This window comes from Altererythrobacter sp. GH1-8, from assembly GCF_043702085.1.
In the GTDB taxonomy this organism is placed as follows: Bacteria; Pseudomonadota; Alphaproteobacteria; order Sphingomonadales; family Sphingomonadaceae; genus Erythrobacter.
On sequence record NZ_CP171690.1, the window covers coordinates 1,552,528 to 1,570,084 of the forward strand.

Annotated in this window: 24 protein-coding genes; 17 read left to right on the forward strand and 7 right to left on the reverse strand. The window is 59.2% G+C overall.

Annotation, left to right across the window (positions count from 1 at the left end; genetic code table 11):
* The 7 genes from ruvX to pyrE are packed head-to-tail and all read right to left on the reverse strand — an operon-like array spanning position 1 to position 4,560.
* Positions 1-486: a Holliday junction resolvase RuvX gene (gene ruvX / locus ACG9DO_RS07540; RefSeq protein ID WP_394731107.1), complete on the reverse strand. Its 486-nt coding sequence runs from the start codon at positions 484-486 to the stop codon at positions 1-3.
* Entirely contained in the window at positions 468-1,607 is a 1,140-nt protein-coding gene (locus tag ACG9DO_RS07545) for a DUF3089 domain-containing protein (RefSeq protein WP_394731108.1), read from the reverse strand. Before ACG9DO_RS07545 ends, ruvX begins: the two co-directional genes overlap by 19 nt.
* 3 nt (positions 1,608-1,610) lie before the next feature.
* Positions 1,611-2,531 (reverse strand): signal peptidase I, encoded by a 921-nt coding sequence (lepB, locus tag ACG9DO_RS07550; protein ID WP_394731109.1) that lies wholly within the window; start codon positions 2,529-2,531, stop codon positions 1,611-1,613.
* Positions 2,503-2,904: a holo-ACP synthase gene (gene acpS, locus ACG9DO_RS07555; RefSeq protein ID WP_394731110.1), complete on the reverse strand. Its 402-nt coding sequence runs from the start codon at positions 2,902-2,904 to the stop codon at positions 2,503-2,505. Before acpS ends, lepB begins: the two co-directional genes overlap by 29 nt.
* The gene (locus tag ACG9DO_RS07560) at positions 2,901-3,188 is read right to left on the reverse strand and encodes a pyridoxal phosphate biosynthetic protein (RefSeq protein ID WP_394731111.1); all 288 of its coding nucleotides are present in this window, start codon (positions 3,186-3,188) and stop codon (positions 2,901-2,903) included. The genes acpS and ACG9DO_RS07560 overlap by 4 nt, the downstream gene beginning before the upstream one ends.
* Before the next feature lie 50 nt (positions 3,189-3,238).
* The gene (locus ACG9DO_RS07565; RefSeq protein WP_394731113.1) at positions 3,239-3,982 is read right to left on the reverse strand and encodes a pyridoxine 5'-phosphate synthase; all 744 of its coding nucleotides are present in this window, start codon (positions 3,980-3,982) and stop codon (positions 3,239-3,241) included.
* Positions 3,979-4,560 (reverse strand): orotate phosphoribosyltransferase, encoded by a 582-nt coding sequence (gene pyrE / locus ACG9DO_RS07570; RefSeq protein WP_394731114.1) that lies wholly within the window; start codon positions 4,558-4,560, stop codon positions 3,979-3,981. Before pyrE ends, ACG9DO_RS07565 begins: the two co-directional genes overlap by 4 nt.
* Positions 4,561-4,793: 233 nt before the next feature.
* Between pyrE and coxB the strand changes: the two genes are divergently transcribed.
* The 17 genes from coxB to ACG9DO_RS07655 all read left to right on the forward strand — a co-directional run bounded on the left by coxB (position 4,794) and on the right by ACG9DO_RS07655 (position 17,555).
* A complete protein-coding gene (gene coxB / locus ACG9DO_RS07575) occupies positions 4,794-5,792 on the forward strand; it encodes a cytochrome c oxidase subunit II (protein ID WP_394731225.1) in 999 nt (332 codons plus the stop codon).
* A 30-nt stretch (positions 5,793-5,822) separates the two neighbouring features.
* Positions 5,823-7,535, forward strand: a complete 1,713-nt coding sequence (gene ctaD, locus ACG9DO_RS07580; protein WP_394731116.1) for a cytochrome c oxidase subunit I — start codon at positions 5,823-5,825, stop codon at positions 7,533-7,535.
* Positions 7,536-7,618: 83 nt separating this feature from the next.
* On the forward strand, positions 7,619-8,590 hold the full coding sequence (locus tag ACG9DO_RS07585; protein WP_394731118.1) for an alpha/beta fold hydrolase: 972 nt from the start codon (positions 7,619-7,621) through the stop codon (positions 8,588-8,590).
* 8 nt (positions 8,591-8,598) lie between these two features.
* Positions 8,599-9,528 carry a heme o synthase gene (locus tag ACG9DO_RS07590; RefSeq protein WP_394731119.1) on the forward strand — a complete coding sequence of 310 codons (930 nt, stop codon included), beginning with the start codon at positions 8,599-8,601 and terminating at the stop codon, positions 9,526-9,528.
* A gap of 19 nt (positions 9,529-9,547) precedes the next feature.
* Positions 9,548-9,673 (forward strand): hypothetical protein, encoded by a 126-nt coding sequence (locus tag ACG9DO_RS07595; RefSeq protein WP_394731121.1) that lies wholly within the window; start codon positions 9,548-9,550, stop codon positions 9,671-9,673.
* A gap of 3 nt (positions 9,674-9,676) precedes the next feature.
* Positions 9,677-10,270 (forward strand): cytochrome c oxidase assembly protein, encoded by a 594-nt coding sequence (locus ACG9DO_RS07600; RefSeq protein WP_394731122.1) that lies wholly within the window; start codon positions 9,677-9,679, stop codon positions 10,268-10,270.
* 96 nt (positions 10,271-10,366) lie between these two features.
* Complete coding sequence (locus ACG9DO_RS07605; RefSeq protein ID WP_394731123.1) at positions 10,367-11,242, forward strand: cytochrome c oxidase subunit 3; 876 nt, start codon at positions 10,367-10,369, stop codon at positions 11,240-11,242.
* Complete coding sequence (locus ACG9DO_RS07610) at positions 11,242-11,631, forward strand: DUF983 domain-containing protein (RefSeq protein WP_394731124.1); 390 nt, start codon at positions 11,242-11,244, stop codon at positions 11,629-11,631. The genes ACG9DO_RS07605 and ACG9DO_RS07610 overlap by 1 nt, the downstream gene beginning before the upstream one ends.
* Positions 11,628-12,242, forward strand: coding sequence for an SURF1 family protein (locus tag ACG9DO_RS07615; RefSeq protein ID WP_394731125.1), 615 nt, complete (start codon positions 11,628-11,630; stop codon positions 12,240-12,242). Before ACG9DO_RS07610 ends, ACG9DO_RS07615 begins: the two co-directional genes overlap by 4 nt.
* 60 nt (positions 12,243-12,302) lie before the next feature.
* The gene (gene thrC / locus ACG9DO_RS07620; RefSeq protein ID WP_394731127.1) at positions 12,303-13,703 is read left to right on the forward strand and encodes a threonine synthase; all 1,401 of its coding nucleotides are present in this window, start codon (positions 12,303-12,305) and stop codon (positions 13,701-13,703) included.
* The gene (locus ACG9DO_RS07625) at positions 13,703-14,593 is read left to right on the forward strand and encodes a class I SAM-dependent methyltransferase (RefSeq protein WP_394731129.1); all 891 of its coding nucleotides are present in this window, start codon (positions 13,703-13,705) and stop codon (positions 14,591-14,593) included. The genes thrC and ACG9DO_RS07625 overlap by 1 nt, the downstream gene beginning before the upstream one ends.
* 9 nt (positions 14,594-14,602) lie before the next feature.
* The gene (locus ACG9DO_RS07630) at positions 14,603-14,974 is read left to right on the forward strand and encodes a dihydroneopterin aldolase (RefSeq protein ID WP_394731131.1); all 372 of its coding nucleotides are present in this window, start codon (positions 14,603-14,605) and stop codon (positions 14,972-14,974) included.
* A complete protein-coding gene (locus tag ACG9DO_RS07635; protein WP_394731132.1) occupies positions 14,971-15,312 on the forward strand; it encodes a Rossmann fold domain-containing protein in 342 nt (113 codons plus the stop codon). The genes ACG9DO_RS07630 and ACG9DO_RS07635 overlap by 4 nt, the downstream gene beginning before the upstream one ends.
* A gap of 28 nt (positions 15,313-15,340) precedes the next feature.
* On the forward strand, positions 15,341-16,351 hold the full coding sequence (gene moaA, locus ACG9DO_RS07640) for a GTP 3',8-cyclase MoaA (RefSeq protein ID WP_394731227.1): 1,011 nt from the start codon (positions 15,341-15,343) through the stop codon (positions 16,349-16,351).
* A gap of 14 nt (positions 16,352-16,365) precedes the next feature.
* Positions 16,366-16,596: a MoaD/ThiS family protein gene (locus ACG9DO_RS07645; protein ID WP_394731134.1), complete on the forward strand. Its 231-nt coding sequence runs from the start codon at positions 16,366-16,368 to the stop codon at positions 16,594-16,596.
* Between the two features lie 3 nt (positions 16,597-16,599).
* On the forward strand, positions 16,600-17,043 hold the full coding sequence (locus ACG9DO_RS07650) for a molybdenum cofactor biosynthesis protein MoaE (RefSeq protein WP_394731136.1): 444 nt from the start codon (positions 16,600-16,602) through the stop codon (positions 17,041-17,043).
* A gap of 86 nt (positions 17,044-17,129) precedes the next feature.
* On the forward strand, positions 17,130-17,555 hold the full coding sequence (locus tag ACG9DO_RS07655; RefSeq protein WP_394731137.1) for a hypothetical protein: 426 nt from the start codon (positions 17,130-17,132) through the stop codon (positions 17,553-17,555).
* Positions 17,556-17,557 lie beyond the last annotated feature (2 nt).

Sequence of the window (17,557 nt, forward strand, 5' to 3'; positions counted from 1 at the left end):
CTAAAAGGCGGAACCGGCCAGCGCGTCAATAGCGCCTTGCAGGATGACCGCAGCGGCGTGGCTGTCGATCACTTCTGCACGTTTGCGGCGACTTGCATCCTGACCGATCAGATCGCGCTCAGCGCTTTGCGTTGACCAGCGCTCATCCCACAACAGCACTGGCAGGCCAAAAGCCTCAGCACAATTGCGCGCATAGGCACGTGCGGATTGAGCGCGCGGGCCTTCGCTGCCGTCCATATTGCGCGGCAGACCGATCACCACGCCCTTGATCGAACGATCCGCGATCTGCTTTGCAAGTTCGTCCCGGTCGCGGCCCCACTTGCCGCGCGCAAGAGTCTTGCCGGGGCTCGCGAACCGCCAGCCCGCATCACAGGTCGCTATGCCGATCGTTTTTGTGCCGAGATCGAGCGCAATCAGTGCGCCGCCATCGGGCAGAGCCTCGCCAAATGCAGACGCGCTGTCCGTGATCAGCGGCTCTGCAGCCATGCGTCCACTCGCATCTCCACGTCCGCCTGCGTGTTCGCCCAGAACAGCGGGATGTCATAGACGTGGTAATTGTTGCCCGGAAGGACATAGTTGCCCATTTGTGGCGGGTCGCCAATCAGGAGTAAACCGCGATCGTCGCAGCGAGCAGGGACGGATGAACGGACCAACGCGCCGTCAGAAAGGCTGTTATCCGGAACAAGAGTGCCGAGGTTGCGCGCCGCTTCCGCAGCGCCGCCCAACCCACCGGTGAGGGGGTTCGAGCACAGGATAGCGCTGTCGCCGCGAGGTTTGCCATCAAGGCCGGTGCTTGATGAGTAGCTTTCAAGCAAGTCCGACGGATCAGCCGGTTCTGCAAAGCTTGACCAGCTGATCACGCAGCCGGTTGACGTAGGTTCCGAGCAAGCGGAGAAACCCATAGCGGGCAGGTCATGTTCCACAGAAATCGGCCATCCGATGGCGTAGGCCGCGACAAGCCGATCGGCTTCGGGCGTCGCGGCAATTTCTTCCTTCAACAATCGCATCAGATGCAACGAGCCCTGGCTATGCCCGACAAGAACAATGGGTATCTCCGGATCAATGTTTTTGCGGAACTCAGCATAGGCTTGGGCGACATCCTGGTAAGCGGCATCGATTGCCATTTGTCCTTCGGGTTTATCCGTCAGGAACGCGCCAATCGCCGCTTGCCGATAGCGTGGTATCCAGATTTCGCTCGCTTTGCCAAACGGGGTCGCCATACCGCGAATGTAAGTACGCGCCGTATGTTCGGCCTGTGCATCGCTGAATCGCGCATTCCAGGAATCGCGTTCGACGTAGCTGGTGGGGTGTATGAAAAAGAGCGCAAAGTTGCCGGGTGCGGGGTCGGCAGGCGTCGGAAGGGTGCGGCCCTCGTCCGAATAGGCAGGCTGCCACCGGGCGGGATCTTCACCACTCAAGTCAGGATGGGAATACCACATCCCCGGTTCGGCGTAGAGGTCAGGTCTCTGTGCGACCGGCTCTTCAAATGCGACCGATGGCACGAACACGATTTCACTGATTTGCCGGGGGAAGGCAGCCAGCAGGATTGCCCCTGCGATGAACAACACGATCACAATTGCGACAATTCCGAGAAATTTCTTCGCCATGGCTTATTCGCTCTCCGCATGGCCTTGCGGGACAATCGTCGGGCGCAGGCTCGTCCACGCGCGTTCTGGGCGCAGGCTGGAGAACCAGGTCGCCGGGTTCCAGCCGGTCGAGCCGTCAAGCGAGAATGTGATGAATTCCGCGCGCCCGCCGACATTTTCGAGCGGGACGGCTCCGTCGAGGCCCTGTCCTTCGATAGTGGCCCGGCTGTCTGCCGAATGATCGCGATTGTCGCCCATCACGAAGACATGGCCTTCCGGCACCGTGATCGCGTCATAAAAATCGAGATACTGGTCCTTGTGATCTATCACAATGTAGCTTGCGCCATTGGGCAGCGTTTCGCGATAGGCCGGAATCTCGAAATATTCTGAGCCGTCTGCTTCCTTCATCAGGTAGGGATAGAAATCATCGAGGCACTGATTACCATCAGCGCAGATCAGCTCAGGCTCGTAGGGAATGCGAAGGTCGGCGACCTGCTCGCGCGGGATCATCTGTCCATTGAGGATGATCCGCCCGTCTTCGACCGCGATGGTATCGCCAGGCAGGGCGACAACGCGCTTGATGTAGTCCTCGTCGCGTTCGGGATGGACCGGAATCACGATGTCGCCATATTCCGGCGTATCGGCCCAGACGCGCCAGTCGCCGCGCGGCAGCAGGTGGAAACTGACCGAAGCCCAGCTCCAACCGTATGGGTATTTGCTGACGATCAGCCGGTCACCTACGAACAGGCTTGGCATCATCGAGGTCGAGGGGATGTAGAACGGCTTGGCCACGAGCGAATGAAACGCGAGTACTGCAAGCAGCATCAGGCCAAGACCGCGGATTTCCGCGATCCAGTCAAGCTTGTCGGATTTGTCTTTTTCGGATTTTGACACGTGGGGTGTTTCGCTCAGAGGGTCAGAGAGGGCGTGCTTCGATGATGACATAGGCCTGTGCCCATGGATGATCATCGGTGAGAGTGAGATGAATGAGCGCCTCATGGCCGTGCGGCGTCAATTCCGCAAGCCGGATTGCAGCACCGCCGGTAAGGGCGAGTGTAGGCGCACCCGACGGTGCGTTGACGACCCCGATGTCCTTCATGAAGACGCCGCGCCTGAAGCCGGTACCGACTGCTTTGCTGAAAGCCTCCTTGGCCGCGAACCGCTTGGCATAGGTGCCGGCAATGGTGAAGGGGCGCCGCCGCGCCTTCGCGCGCTCGATCTCAGTGAAGACGCGCATCTCGAAGCGCTCGCCAAAACGGTCGATCGAATTCTGGATGCGCTCGATATTGCAGAGGTCAGAACCAAGCCCGATGATCATAAGGCCCTCGCTATTACGGCTGCCAGCAAACCCAGCACCATCACGTGAAGCATCACCTGACCCTTGACCAGCACATGGCTGAAATCGCCTTTCGCGATCCGCAAGGTCATTGTGTAGCCGAACAGCTGCAAAATCGGCCAGCCAATCGCAAAGGCGAGGAATGTCTGCTTCGCGAGCGCATATCCTAGCAGGGCCAGACTCAGCAGAAACGGGACTGCAGCTGCTAGCGCCCAGTTTCGCTGTGCCGGGGTAAGGTCTGCTGAGGTCTGCGGGTCGTCTCGCATGATCTGCTTAGGTCCCTGACTGCGATGTTGGATGCATTTTTTTCCAGCTCTCAGCGGGCCTCGTCCATCAGGTCGCGCATCCGGCGAACTGCTGCTTCCAGCCCGACGAAAACCGCCTCGCCCACAAGATAGTGCCCGATATTAAGCTCTGCCAGTTGAGGGATCGCGGCAATCGGTTGCACATTCTCGTAGGTCAGGCCATGGCCTGCATGCGGCTCGATCCCGTTCTTCGCGGCGAGCGCTGCCAGGTCCGCTATCCGCTTCAATTCATTAGCAGTTTTCTCGATGTCGCCATCGAGATGGGCGTGGGCGTATTCCCCTGTATGAAACTCGACCACTGGCGCGCCAAGGCGCAAGGCTGCATCCAGCTGGCGCTCGCTTGCTTCGATGAACAGGCTCACTCGGATGCCGGCATCGGCCAGCCGCGTCACGATGGGCGCGAGATGGTTGTGCAAGCCCGCTGCATCAAGCCCGCCCTCGGTCGTGCGTTCTTCGCGCTTTTCGGGGACAATGCAGGCGGCGTGCGGTTTGTGACGCAGCGCTATCTCCAGCATTTCCTCGGTTGCTGCCATCTCCAAGTTAAGTGGTAAATCAGTCGCTTCCTGAATTCTCTTCAAGTCATCATCGCGGATATGGCGGCGGTCCTCGCGCAGGTGAGCGGTAATACCATCGCCGCCGACCTGCGCGACAATTTCCGCCGCGCGCACCGGATCGGGATGGTCTCCGCCCCGCGCATTGCGGATCGTGGCGACGTGATCAATGTTTACGCCGAGTCTCAGCCGGTGTGTGCTCATGCAGCGCGGCTCCCCGGCTTAGTGACTGGAATTGCAGCCAATTCTGGCGGAAGCTCGTCTTCAGCGTAGCTCGGAACACTCAGCGTCATCAGCGGGAAAAACGGCACACCCAGGTCTACTTCGCCCGCCGAGCGATCCACCAACGCGCATTCCGCGATCACCTCTCCGCCTTCGCGACCCACGGCATCTATTGCTTCGCGGCTGGAAAGGCCGGTCGTCACCACGTCTTCCACCATCAACACTTTCGCGCCCGGTTCGAGCGTGAAGCCCCGACGCAAGTGAAACACGCCATCGGGTCGTTCCAGGAAGATCGCGTCCTTGCCGAGCGCACGGCCCATTTCATGGCCAATTATGAGGCCGCCCATTGCCGGTGAAACAACCACATCGACTGCCGAACGAATCTCCCGCGGGATCTTTTGCGCAAGTGCACGAGCGAGATTTCCTGCCCGTTCGCCGTTCATCAGAACGCGGGCGCATTGCAGATATTGCGCACTATGCCTTCCCGACGAGAGCTTGAAATGCCCTTCGAGCAAGGCGCCGCAGCCGCGAAACTCGGACAGCACTTCTTCTTCAGTCATAGGGGAAATCACCTTCTTTTGCGCACGATTGCATCGCTCTCACCGACTGGTGCATAATTTTCTCCCTAGAAGCGCTTGAGGCATGGGGCAAGCACGCCTATAGGGCGCTGCAATCCTTGGCTTAAGAAGCGGGGACTATGGTCGTGGTCGAGTTTTCTGTTCAGAAGATTCCTCACGGAAAATTTGGGAAGCAAGACGTGGTCTCGGCCACGCAAGCGGAAAGCGTTTATTCGATGGTATTGGGGCAATCCCTTAATCGCGCATATCTCTTCATCGCAGCATTGGCGATGGCAGCCGTGCTGGCCTTGGCACCGCAAATTGCGGTTGCGCAGGACGAAGCCGAAGTGGCAACTGAAGTTGCCGCAGATGCCGAGCCGGTCGCAGCCCCTGTCTCAAGCTATGTGCCGATGGCTCCTGAAGCCGGCAAAGGCATGCCGACCGCCTATGAAGATGACGCGCTGAAGAGCCTGACATTCCAGGATCAGTTCACGCAGAATGGCGAGTATGCGCTCTGGATGCACGATTATGTCCTGCTGCCGGTCATCACCGTCATCAGCCTGTTCGTGCTTGCTCTGTTGCTTTGGGTGGTGGTCCGTTACCGTCGCGCAGCCAACCCCACTCCCTCCAAGACTACGCACAACACCGCGATTGAGGTCGTCTGGACGATCGTGCCCGCTCTGATCCTCGTGGGGATTGCAGTTCCGTCGATCACCCTGCTGCAGAAGCAGTACATGACCCCGCCGGAAGATGCGGTTACGATCAAGGCGACCGGTTACCAGTGGTACTGGGGTTATTCCTATCCGGACAATGGCGATTTCGAGATAATCTCGAACATGCTTCCAGCTGAAGAAGCTGTAGCGAGGGGCGAACCCAATCAACTCGCAGTTGATAACCGCATGGTAGTTCCTGCGAACACGCCGATCCGCTTGCAGACGACTGCCGCTGACGTGATTCACTCGTTTGGCGTCGCGTCGCTGTGGTTCAAGATGGACGCAGTTCCGGGACGTCTGAACGAGAAGCTGCTCACTATTGAAGAGCCAGGAGTTTACTACGGCCAGTGCTACGAGCTTTGCGGCGCACGTCATGGTTTCATGCCGATTGTCGTGGAAGCGCTTCCGCGTGATCAGTGGGAGGCATGGGTTCGTGAACAGGGCGGCACTGTCCCTGGCGACGAGCTGGCAGAAGCTGCTCCTCCCGCAGAGACAGACGCTGCTGAAACGCCGGCCGCATAAGAAATAGATCAGACCAGAGAGAACGAAACGATGGCAACCACCGCAGAAGGCTTTGACGCTCATCATGGCGATCACGCACATGATCATGCGGACCACAAACCGGGCTTTTTTGCCCGCTGGTTCATGTCAACCAACCACAAGGATATCGGCACGCTTTACCTGATCTTTGCGATCATCGCAGGGATCGTCGGCGGCGCGATTTCAGGCGTCATGCGACTGGAGCTGGCAGAGCCGGGCATCCAGTATCTCCAGTTCTGGGTCGATTTCCTCGGCGGCGACAGCTCTGTGATGGACCAGAACTATCACATGTGGAACGTGTTCATCACCGCGCACGGCCTGATCATGGTCTTCTTTATGGTCATGCCAGCAATGATTGGCGGCTTCGGCAACTGGTTCGTCCCGCTGATGATCGGTGCGCCTGACATGGCGTTTCCGCGCATGAACAACATCTCCTTCTGGCTGACGGTAGCTGGCTTCCTGAGCCTGTTGTTCTCCATGTTCGTGCCGGGCGGTTCCATCGGCAATGGCGCGGGCGTGGGCTGGACAGTCTATGCGCCGCTCTCAACGACCGGATCGGTCGGCCCAGCGGTCGACTTCGCGATCTTCTCACTGCATTTGGCGGGCGCAGGATCGATCCTGGGCGCCACGAACTTCATAACCACCATTTTCAACATGCGCGCACCGGGCATGACGCTCCACAAGATGCCGCTGTTTGTATGGTCGGTGCTGGTCACGGCTTTCCTGCTGCTGCTTGCCCTGCCGGTTCTGGCGGCAGCAATCACCATGCTGCTGACCGACCGTAACTTCGGCACCACTTTCTTCAATCCGGCAGGGGGCGGCGACCCCGTGCTCTATCAGCACCTGTTCTGGTTCTTCGGTCACCCCGAGGTTTACATCATGATCCTGCCGGGTTTCGGCATGATCAGCCAGATCGTTGCGACCTTCAGCCGTAAGCCTGTGTTCGGCTACCTCGGCATGGCTTACGCTATGGTCGCAATCGGTGTCGTCGGCTTCATCGTGTGGGCCCACCACATGTACACTGTTGGCCTCGACGTGAACACGAAGATGTACTTCACCGCCGCGACGATGGTCATCGCGGTTCCGACCGGCGTGAAGATCTTCAGCTGGGTCGCGACCATGTGGGGCGGAAGCCTGGAGTTCAAGTCACCCATGGTCTGGGCGCTCGGCTTCATCTTCCTGTTCACCGTAGGCGGCGTAACCGGCGTTGTGCTCGCCAATGGCGGCATCGACGATAACCTGCACGACACGTATTACGTGGTGGCACACTTCCACTACGTGCTGTCCATGGGCGCTGTGTTCTCGATGTTCGCAGGCTTCTACTACTGGTTCCCGAAGATGAGCGGCCGGATGCACTCCGAGCTTCTCTCGCACCTGCACTTCTGGGGCTTCTTCATCGGCGTTAACGTAATCTTCTTCCCGCAGCACTTCCTTGGCATGCAGGGGATGGCGCGCCGCTATCCAGACTATACCGAGGCCTATGCGTTCTGGAACCAGATCAGCTCGTTTGGCTATTACATCATGGCCGCTTCGATGCTGCTGTTCTTCGCGAACCTCGTCTATGCTTTCACCGCAGGCAAGAAGGCTGCAGGCAATTACTGGGGCGAAGGCGCAACCACGCTGGAATGGACGCTGTCGAGCCCGCCGCCGTTCCACCAGTTCGAAACGCTGCCTGTGATCGAGGATCATCACGATTATCACGATCATACGCCTGCCAAGGCCTGATCGGCAGCCAACATAGCTGAATGTGTGCGGCCGGTCCTTTACAGGATCGGCCGTTCGCATAAGAGAGACATCAAGAGCCGAACATGCCCACCATGCGCCAGATTGATTGCGGAGAGGTCTCGCTGCGCTGCGCATTGGAAGGTGCAGAGCCCGGTACAGCACCGCTGGCGATCATGGTGCATGGCTTCCCGGAAAGCTGGTACAGTTGGCGCCATCAGCTCGGGCCGGTCGCAGAAGCTGGCTACACCGCCTGTGCGATCGATGTGCGCGGCTATGGCGGCTCGGACAAACCCGAGGCGATCGAGGCTTATGCGATGGAGCACATGGTCGGCGATCTGGTGGGGCTGCGCACGGCACTTGCGCCTGATCAGCCTGCAGTCTTGATCGGACACGATTGGGGTGCGCCGATCGTGTGGAATTCAGCGCTGACCCACCCGGAACATTTCAGCGCAGTTGCGGGAATGTCGGTGCCATTTGCTGGCGTTCCTGCTCGCCCCTACACCAAGGTTTACGAAGAACACTTCACGTCGAAAGGGCGCTATTTCTACCAGCACTATTTTCAGGAGCCGGGTGTAGCAGAGGCCGAGGCAGAGGAGGACCCGCGCGACTGGGTTGGCAGGATGATGTATTCGATCAGCGGAGATGTCCCTCCTGGCGACTATTGGGAAAAGCCGCTCGGCTCGACCTTCCTTGAAGGGCTTCCGGACCCGGTTGAAACGCCCTGGCTGACCGCACAAGATCTCGATTTCTACGAAGCGGAATTCCGGCAATCTGGCTTTCGCGGCCCGCTCAATCGCTATCGCAATCACCAGCGTGATTTTGACTGGCTGCAGCAATTCAAGGGGCAGCGGATCGAGCAGCCCGCGCTTTACATTGGCGGAAAGCGCGATCCAGCGACTTACCTGTTCGGCGCCATCACTGACCCTGTGGCTTTGACCCGCGTGTTCGCCCCCAAGGTCGAAGGACACGTACTGGCAGGCTGCGGGCACTGGACTCAGCAGGAAATGCCGGAACAGGTCAACACGATCCTGATTGATTGGCTAAAGCGCCTTTAGAGATTACTATGAGTACCGATACGATGAACCAGCCTGCAATTGTCACTATGCCTGCCGATTGGCGCGATTTCTTCGCGCTGACGAAGCCGCGTGTCATGACGTTGGTGATTTTTACCGGCATTTGCGGACTGTTGGCGGCGCCCGGCACGATCCATCCGGTAATTGGCTTTACCGCGATTCTTTGTATTGCGCTCGGCGCTGGCGGTTCGGCTGCGCTGAACCAGTGGTGGGAAGCCGACATAGACGCAGGCATGAAGCGCACATCAAGGCGGCCTTTGCCATCGCAGCGCATGGCTAAGACTGACGCCCGCGATTTCGGCATCTTGCTGAGCGCGGCCTCTGTCGGCGTCATGGGCGTGGCGGTTGGTTGGCTCGCCGCGATCATCCTCGCCATCGCGATCGTCTATTACGCGGTGATCTACACCATCTGGCTCAAGCCGCGCACCCCGCAGAACATTGTCATTGGCGGCGGAGCGGGGGCCTTCCCCCCCATGATCGGCTGGATTGCCGTGACGGGCGAGATCACCGCAATGCCGGTACTCCTGTTCGCGATCATCTTTATGTGGACCCCGCCGCACTTCTGGGCGCTCGCGCTGTTCGTGAAGACGGACTACGCCAAGGTCGGCATCCCCATGCTGCCGGTGGTAGCAGGCGAGCAGGCAACGCGTCGTCAGATCCTCGCTTACACAGTGCTGCTGATCCCGGTCGCGGTTGCGCCGTGGATCATCGGCGGAACTGGCGTGATCTACGGTGTTGCAAGCCTTGCGCTCTCGCTTGCTTTCCTTGCGCTTTCGCTCCCCGTTGCCTTCCGGCAAAGTCAAGAAAATGACACCATGCGCCCTGAGAAGCGCTTGTTCGGTTTTTCGATTCTCTACCTGTTTGCCTTGTTCGCAGCGCTGGTGGTGGACCGTTATGCGGCCAGTTATGCTCTGATTTGAAGTATGATGAAGTGACACCATGACGCCTGAAGAAGAAAACGAGTTCCGTCGCCGCCAGAAGAGCCGCAATCTCGTGCTCGGCGGTGTGCTGCTGTTTTTCGTTGTGCTTTTCTACATGATCACCATCGTCAGGATGGGGGATTGAGCCATGACGACTGCAGCACCCAGTCTTGAAAACCAGAACAAGAAAGTTGGCATGATCGCGTTCGCCGGCGCGCTGGCGATGCTCGGCATGGGCTATGCCGCGGTCCCGCTGTATGACCTGTTCTGCCGGGTCACAGGCTTTGGCGGGACGACGCAGCAGGCGACCGAAGCCGAAGCGAGTGCAGCGGAACAGATTGCATCGGCCAAGGCAGCGGGCAAAACCATTTCTATCCGCTTTGATGCGTCAATTGCGCGCGATGTGCCGTGGACCTTTCGTCCGTCCCAGCCGACCGACACCGTACAGATCGGCGTGCGCGACATGACGACCTATGTCGCGAAGAACAATTCCTCGATTCCGATCACCGGCACCGCGACATTCAATGTCGAGCCGGAGCAGGCGGGAATCTATTTCAACAAGATCCAGTGCTTCTGCTTTACCGAGCAGACATTGCAGCCGGGTGAGGAAGTGCACATGCCTGTGCTCTATTTCATCGACCCTGCGGCGCTTGAAGATGAGAATATGCAGGGTGTCGAACAGATCACCTTGAGCTACACTTTTCACCGTGCGAGGGATGCAGAGCCACAGACCGGTTCGTGAACTTCAAATCACGGGGATTACACTCTGGACCGCGGCGGCGAGGGACATTAAAGGCAGCCGCAACAAGGAAACGGGCCTAAACAAACGGGATTCACAATGGCTGGTACTAAGAACCACGATTATCACATTCTTGAACCGGATATCTGGCCGCTGATCGGCTCGCTTTCGGCGCTGACCTTCACGACGGGCATGGTTTTCTTCATGCACGAGATGACCGGCTGGGCGGTGATCCTGGGTCTCGGCATTGCTGGCCTGATCGCAACTTTCTTCAGCTGGTTTTCGAACATCGTGCGCGAAGCGGAAGGCGGTGATCACACGCCTGTCGTTCAACTCCACATGCGCTATGGCATGATCCTGTTCATCGCATCGGAAGTTATGTTCTTTGTCGGCTGGTTCTGGGCGTTCTTCGACTTCGCTCTGTTCCCTGAGGCGCTCGTTGTGACCGCTGCGGGAACGGCTGAACAGGTGACCGAGAGCCTGTTCATCTCCGAAGGCGTTACCAGCGGCGGAACGCTGGTTCCGGAAGGCATGGAAGTGCTCGATGCATTTTCGCTGCCCCTTCTGAACACCTTGATTCTGCTCTGCTCTGGAACGACAGTTACCTGGGCGCACCATGCACTGATCCACGGCGACCGCGAAGGCCTGAAGCAGGGGCTGTGGGCAACCATTGCTCTGGGTGCGCTGTTCAGCGCGATCCAGGCTTACGAGTATTCGATCGCACCATTCGTGTTCGGTCAGAACACCTATAGCTCTGCCTTCTACATGGCGACCGGCTTCCACGGCTTCCACGTGCTGGTCGGCACGATCTTCCTGATCGTCTGCCTGGGACGTGCTTACAAGGGCCACTTCACACCGCGCCAGCACTTCGGTTTCGAAGCGGCTGCGTGGTACTGGCACTTCGTTGACGTGGTATGGCTGTTCCTCTTCATCGCCGTTTACGTTTGGGGCGGTTGGGGTGCACCGGTACACTGATGACTGAGAGCGCAAGCTCAGAGACAACGAAGGGGCTGCCGGGGTTAACTCAGGCAGCCCTTTTCGGTTTGTGCCCGCGATGTGGCGAGCGAACGGTATTCGCTGCGCCTGCGCAGGTCGCCGATGCGTGCGCAAGTTGTGGTCTGGACTTTGGCGAGCTTGAAGGGGGAGGGCGCTTCGTCGGCCTGCTGACCATGATTGTCGCCTTGCTGCTGATCGGCATGGCGTGGTGGATCGAGGAAAGCTTTCGCCCGCCACTGATCCTGCAAATGATCGTGTGGCTCCCAGTTAACGTTGGTATTGTCATCGGTAGCTTGCGCCTGTTCAAGATCATATTTCTCTACGCGCGGTACGAGCGGCGTTACTCAGATAGCGACAATGCCTCATGAACCTGCGCCAGCTTCCCGTTATTCCGACAATAGTTGTTGTGGTCGCCGTCGCGATCATGGTCGCATTGGGTATATGGCAATTGGGGCGGTCTGAGGAGAAGGCCGAGCTGATTGCTCGGTATGAGGCGGCATCCGAGCTTGAACCAGTGCCTTTTCCATGGAGTTGGGAAAGCGAATACACTCAACAACAAATTCGAGATCAAGGCCTATTCAGGCGATCCGCATTTGAATGCACTGAAGTTCTCTCGCGCGAAGCAATCGCTGGCCGCAGCGAGAATGGTCGATCTGGCTTCGCTCAGATCGTCAGGTGTATGACTGGCAGAGGACCTGCAGACGTAAAATTGGGATGGTCCAACCGTCCCGATTTTCCCGATTACGATGGCGGCGTAGTCGTGGGGATAATCACTCCTGGAGGAGCAGATGGAGGTCGTCTGCAAGCCGATCCCCCGCTCGCTGGCCTCCAGCCTCTCGCTAAGCCTGATCCAAGCGACTTACCCAACAACCACTTGGCCTATGCCGGACAGTGGTTCTTCTTCGCGCTGACGGCGCTGGTCATCTACTGGTTCGCGATCCAGAGCCGTTTGAAGGCACGCAAGGAAGAAGAAGGTTGATACGACAGTAGCGCTCCTTTCTTGCCCTGACCCTCTCACCCAGCTAACCGCCCTTTCGCAATGGAATATATCTCAACCCGAGGCAGCGCTCCGACGCTCGACTTTGAAGGCGTGACGCTCGCGGGCCTCGCCCGCGACGGCGGGCTCTATGTGCCGAGCGAATGGCCGCAATTTGCAGCAGACGAGATCGCGGCGATGGCGGGCTTGCCTTATGCCGAGCTTGCCACCCGTGTGATGTCGCCATTTGTGGCGGGCAGCCTGACCGAGGCGGAACTGCATGATCTGTGCGAACAGGCCTATGCCAGCTTCGCGCATGATGCGGTGACGCCGCTTGTCCAGCTCGATCAACGCCAATGGCTGCTGGAACTGTTCCACGGTCCTACGCTCGCGTTCAAGGACGTGGCGCTGCAATTGCTCGGCCTGCTGTTCGAGACGTTTCTCGCGCGGCGCGGCAGCAACCTCACCATCGTCGGCGCGACGAGCGGCGACACCGGCAGCGCTGCGATCAATGCGGTTGCAGGGCGCGAAGGCGTCAATATCTTCATGCTCCACCCGGAAGGTCGGGTGAGTGATGTGCAGCGCCGGCAGATGACGACGGTGCGCGCGCCCAATGTCTTCAACATCGCGATCGATGGCAGCTTTGACGATGCGCAGGCGATGGTGAAGCGCATGTTCAACGATGCGGAAATGAACACCCGGTTCAACATCGGCGCGGTCAACTCGATCAACTGGGCGCGGCTTATGGCGCAGGTGGTCTATTACTTCGCTGCCGGTCTGCAGCTGGGCGCGCCGCATCGTGCAGCCGCCTATAGCGTTCCCACGGGAAATTTTGGCGATGTATTCGCGGGCCATGTCGCTGCGCGGATGGGCCTGCCGGTCGAACAGTTGATCGTCGCGACCAATGTCAACGACATCCTCCACCGCGCGCTGACGAGTGGCGACTATTCGACTGGTACAGTTACGCCGACGGCAACACCTAGCATGGACATCCAGGTGAGCTCCAATTTCGAGCGGCTGCTATTCGACGTCGGTGGCCGCGACGGCAACGCTCTCGCCGAGCAGATGGCGGGTTTTGAAGGGAACCGCGCCATGCAGCTTACCAATGCGCAACGTGAAGGCGCAGCGGCGATGTTCACCAGCGCGCGCTGTGATGGCGATGAGATGTCGCTTGCTCTGCGCTGGGCTTACGAAGCCTGCGGCGAAGTAATCGATCCGCACACGGCGGTGGGACTTCATGCGGCGCGGGCGAGTGAGCTCGATACGGCCGTTCCGATCGTCACGCTTGCAACCGCGCATCCCGCGAAGTTCCGCGATGCGGTCGAGCGCGCAACCGGCTCGCGTCCTGCGCTACCGGCGCGCGTTGGCGACCTGTTTGCGCGCGAGGAGGCTTTTACCAGCCTGCCGTGCGACTATGACGCGGTGCGCAGCTTCGTGGCGGAGCACGCCGCCCCCGCTGCCTGATGGCTGAGCTTTGCGAACAAGCGGTCTTGATGGCAGGCGAGGGCTGGGAGGGCTACCGCCTGCTCGATTCCGGCCATGGGCGAAAGCTGGAAAGCTTTGGTGGGTTTCAGTTCATCCGGCCCGAGCCGCAGGCCATGTGGTCGCCGCGCCTGCCTGCTTGGCAGGCCGATGGCGAATTCATTCCTGGTTCGGACGAAGATGGCGGGGGGCGTTGGCAGCTCTCACCAGACGTTCCAGAGATTGGCTGGCAGACTGAGTGGAACGAGGTACGGTTTGCGGTCCAGCCTACACCATTCCGACACTTGCAGTACTTCCCCGATATGGCGCCGGTTTGGGAGTGGATGGGTGATCAGCTTGAAGGGTGCGAGGATGCGGAAACGCTGAACCTGTTTGGCTACACTGGTGTCGGCTCACTGGCGCTTAGCCAATATGGGCGCGTAACCCATGTCGACGCGTCGAAAAAGTCGGTCGCGCAGGCCCGTGAGAACGCGGCGCTTTCCGACATGGAAGAGCGCCCGATCCGCTGGTTGGTCGATGATGCTGCTAAGTTCACCGCGCGCGAAGTGCGGCGGGGAAACCGCTATGACGGGATTATTCTCGATCCGCCCAAATTCGGACGCGGGCCAAAGAACGAAACCTGGCGGCTCGAAGAGGGTCTGCCCGGCCTGATCGCGGATTGCCGCCAGCTGCTGGATAGGGAGAGTCGCTTTCTGTTCCTCACCGTCTACGCGGTGCGGATGAGCAGCCTATCGCTTGGCGGCCTGCTGGCCGAGTATTTCGCCGACCTGCCAGGGACAATAGAACATGGCGATCTTGCGGTTCGGGAAGCGGGGAAGGGGGCTCGATTGCTTCCCACAGCGATCTTCGCACGCTGGTCGAATAAGGGTTAAGGGACTTCCATGAGTGATTCGCTGATTCTTGAAGTCGCTGACTTCGAACATGACGTCCTGACCGGGATCTATTCAGAGGAAACCGGGAAGCCACAGCCGCTACGCATTACTATCGGGGTCAAGCTGAAGGTCCAGGATCGCTACGAGCCGGACACGCCGCTTGAAGCGAGCAAGAACTATATGGATTTGAAGTTCGCAGCCTCTGAAGCGCTGCCTGAAGGTGTGCACTTCAAACTGATCGAAGCGGTCGCAGACCACATTTGCGAGACGCTGTTCGTACAGGACACACGTGTTGAAGCGGTGACGGTCAAGATCGTCAAGCTCGCGATTGCCGAGGCGAATGAGAAGATCGGCATCACGCTGCACCGGGAGCGCAAGTGACGGCTGAAAACGCCTCACGCGCGCTGGCGGTTCTTCAGGTGGAAGAGCTGCCTCAGGCGCCGCTCGAGGCCTCAAACGTGTTCCATACTGAGCACCTGCCCGATGCCTGTGATGTGCTGGAAGATGACGAGACTGAGCTGCTGATTATCCATCTGCCTCCCGCGGGCAAGGATCACGATGACTGGCGACGGGCCGTGGCGCGGGACCTCGCGCGCAAATATGTGCCCAAGCGAGCCAATGTCATCAGCGCGGCATCGGATGAAACGGCAGAAGGCTTGCTCGCATATCTGGTTGATGCGCCCGGCGTGACGGGGCAATATCTCCCTAGCGATGACTGAGATTTCCACCCGAAAACGCGATGTTCTGATGTCGGCTGAGGCTGCTAGACCACTTGTCGACGGGTTCCAGCGACGGATCTCATATCTCAGGTTATCCGTCACGGATCGCTGCGATCTGCGCTGTGCTTATTGCATGCCAGAGCGGATGACATTCCTGCCGCGTAAGGAAGTGTTGTCGCTCGAAGAACTCTACCAGCTGTCGCTCGGCATTATCGCGCGCGGAGTGACAAAGATCAGGATTACCGGCGGAGAGCCGCTGGTGCGGCGCGACATCGGCGATTTGTTCGCTGCTCTGGGAAAACACGTGGGCTCGGGGCTGAAAGAGCTGACGCTGACGACCAATGCGACTCAACTGGCTGACCATGCTGACGCACTTGCGAAATCCGGCGTGCGCCGCGTCAACATATCGCTGGACACGCTTGACCGTGCAAAGTTTGAGCAATTGTCGCGCCGCGATCGCTTGCCGCAAGTGCTTGAAGGGATTGCAGCGGCGAAGCAGGCAGGCCTCAAGGTCAAGCTCAATACAGTGGCGCTCAAGGGCGTGAACGAGGATGAGATCGCGGAACTCATCGCCTGGGCGCATGGGCTGGGACACGACGTGACGTTGATCGAAGTCATGCCCCTGGGCGAAATCGATGGTGACCGTATCGATCACTACCTGCCGCTGAGCCAGGTGCGTGCAAGGCTGGAGGAGCACTGGGTGCTGACTGATGTCGAGCACTCAACCGGCGGACCGGCGCGCTATGTCAATGTTGCGGAAACGGGCGGACAGCTCGGCTTCATCACGCCGCTCACGAACAATTTCTGCGCAGCCTGCAATCGGCTGCGGGTAACCGCAACCGGGCAGCTTTATCCATGTCTAGGCGGGGGAGAGCGGGTCGATTTGCGTGCGGCGCTGCGTTCGGACGATCCGGAGGGGCAACTGCAGGCGGCGCTGGATGAGGCGATGCGGATCAAGCCGGAGCGGCATCACTTTGATATCTCCGAACGTGGCCAGGCCCCGCATCTACCGCGCCACATGTCGATGACGGGCGGGTAACTGTGGGAGTGACAGTGATCTTTCTCGGTCCCTTGCGCGATCTAGCAGGCGAAGATGAGCGAGAGTTTCCTGCACCGCTCGATTGGGGGGGCTTGCTACAAGCGGTTGGACCGAGTGTCGCGGCGCAATTGCAGTTGGATCGGGTCAATGTGGCCTGCGCTGGGCGTGTGCTGGCGGACAAGACCGCGCTCAATGCCATGGATGGCGATGAAGTTGCGTTGCTCCCGCCTGTCTCGGGGGGCTGAACCATGCGCGATATCCGCCTGCTGACAGAGCCGTTCATCCCCGGCGCGCTGATCGGTCCGTTCACCAATGCCAATCCAGGGCTTGGCGGGGTTTGCACCTTCGTCGGCGAAGTGCGCGGCGAGGAGGGGGTCGAAGCGCTGGAGCTCAGCCATTATGAACCGATGACGCTTTCAGGGATGGAAGAGCTCGCGGACAAGGCCTTCGCACGGTTTGACCTCATGGGGCTGCTGATGGTCCACCGCGTGGGTGAAATGCGCCCTGGCGAGCCGATTGTATGTGTCTCTGCCGCCGCAGCGCATCGCAGGCCCGCTATCGAAGCGGTCGATTTCTGCATGGACCATTTGAAGAGCGCGGCATGGTTCTGGAAACGCGAGAAACGTGCCGGGAAATGGGCCTGGATCGAACCGCGGAAGGAAGACTACGCGGACCTTTCGCGCTGGGACTAGCTCAAAAAATCACATCGGTTTGATCCATATCAAGGTGCGCGAATCGCGCTGAATGCATGACTGCTTCAACGGAAGGAGTAATCATCATGTCCAAACTGATTTCTACAGAGCTGCTGGACCAGAAAGCCCGCATCGTCGATGCGCCGATCAAGCGTAAGGTCGAAGTCGATCGTACATTCGAGCTTCCGCGAGCGCTCTATGCAACCACAGTCGGCTGCTATCTGGGATTTCTTGCGATCACTGCGACCGCTTTCGGCAATCCCGGTCTCATCATTCCGATGGTGATCTTCGCGTTCTTTATCGTTGCCGGGTTTGCGATCCCGACCATCTGGACGCGGCTCAAGCCTGAACACAAGAGCGTCGCGAAGAGCTCTTCCCGCTTTGCCAGCGAAGGTGTGATGACGCACACTGGTCGCCTCACTGCTCGCGATGCCACTATTCAAATGCTTATCTTGCCAGTCCTGATCGTGCTTTGGGGGCTCGCGGTGGTGATGATAGCCGCAACCGTCTGAAG

Excerpts from the sequence above, each read along its gene's own strand:
- ruvX (WP_394731107.1), bottom strand. The coding sequence starts at position 486 with ATGGCTGCAGAGCCGCTGATCACGGACAGCGCGTCTGCATTTGGCGAG.
- ACG9DO_RS07545 (WP_394731108.1), bottom strand. The coding sequence starts at position 1,607 with ATGGCGAAGAAATTTCTCGGAATTGTCGCAATTGTGATCGTGTTGTTC.
- lepB (WP_394731109.1), bottom strand. The coding sequence starts at position 2,531 with ATGTCATCATCGAAGCACGCCCTCTCTGACCCTCTGAGCGAAACACCC.
- acpS (WP_394731110.1), bottom strand. The coding sequence starts at position 2,904 with ATGATCATCGGGCTTGGTTCTGACCTCTGCAATATCGAGCGCATCCAG.
- ACG9DO_RS07560 (WP_394731111.1), bottom strand. The coding sequence starts at position 3,188 with ATGCGAGACGACCCGCAGACCTCAGCAGACCTTACCCCGGCACAGCGA.
- ACG9DO_RS07565 (WP_394731113.1), bottom strand. The coding sequence starts at position 3,982 with ATGAGCACACACCGGCTGAGACTCGGCGTAAACATTGATCACGTCGCC.
- pyrE (WP_394731114.1), bottom strand. The coding sequence starts at position 4,560 with ATGACTGAAGAAGAAGTGCTGTCCGAGTTTCGCGGCTGCGGCGCCTTG.
- coxB (WP_394731225.1), top strand. The coding sequence starts at position 4,794 with ATGGTATTGGGGCAATCCCTTAATCGCGCATATCTCTTCATCGCAGCA.
- ctaD (WP_394731116.1), top strand. The coding sequence starts at position 5,823 with ATGGCAACCACCGCAGAAGGCTTTGACGCTCATCATGGCGATCACGCA.
- ACG9DO_RS07585 (WP_394731118.1), top strand. The coding sequence starts at position 7,619 with ATGCCCACCATGCGCCAGATTGATTGCGGAGAGGTCTCGCTGCGCTGC.
- ACG9DO_RS07590 (WP_394731119.1), top strand. The coding sequence starts at position 8,599 with ATGAGTACCGATACGATGAACCAGCCTGCAATTGTCACTATGCCTGCC.
- ACG9DO_RS07595 (WP_394731121.1), top strand. The coding sequence starts at position 9,548 with ATGACGCCTGAAGAAGAAAACGAGTTCCGTCGCCGCCAGAAGAGCCGC.
- ACG9DO_RS07600 (WP_394731122.1), top strand. The coding sequence starts at position 9,677 with ATGACGACTGCAGCACCCAGTCTTGAAAACCAGAACAAGAAAGTTGGC.
- ACG9DO_RS07605 (WP_394731123.1), top strand. The coding sequence starts at position 10,367 with ATGGCTGGTACTAAGAACCACGATTATCACATTCTTGAACCGGATATC.
- ACG9DO_RS07610 (WP_394731124.1), top strand. The coding sequence starts at position 11,242 with ATGACTGAGAGCGCAAGCTCAGAGACAACGAAGGGGCTGCCGGGGTTA.
- ACG9DO_RS07615 (WP_394731125.1), top strand. The coding sequence starts at position 11,628 with ATGAACCTGCGCCAGCTTCCCGTTATTCCGACAATAGTTGTTGTGGTC.
- thrC (WP_394731127.1), top strand. The coding sequence starts at position 12,303 with ATGGAATATATCTCAACCCGAGGCAGCGCTCCGACGCTCGACTTTGAA.
- ACG9DO_RS07625 (WP_394731129.1), top strand. The coding sequence starts at position 13,703 with ATGGCTGAGCTTTGCGAACAAGCGGTCTTGATGGCAGGCGAGGGCTGG.
- ACG9DO_RS07630 (WP_394731131.1), top strand. The coding sequence starts at position 14,603 with ATGAGTGATTCGCTGATTCTTGAAGTCGCTGACTTCGAACATGACGTC.
- moaA (WP_394731227.1), top strand. The coding sequence starts at position 15,341 with ATGTCGGCTGAGGCTGCTAGACCACTTGTCGACGGGTTCCAGCGACGG.
- ACG9DO_RS07650 (WP_394731136.1), top strand. The coding sequence starts at position 16,600 with ATGCGCGATATCCGCCTGCTGACAGAGCCGTTCATCCCCGGCGCGCTG.
- ACG9DO_RS07655 (WP_394731137.1), top strand. The coding sequence starts at position 17,130 with ATGTCCAAACTGATTTCTACAGAGCTGCTGGACCAGAAAGCCCGCATC.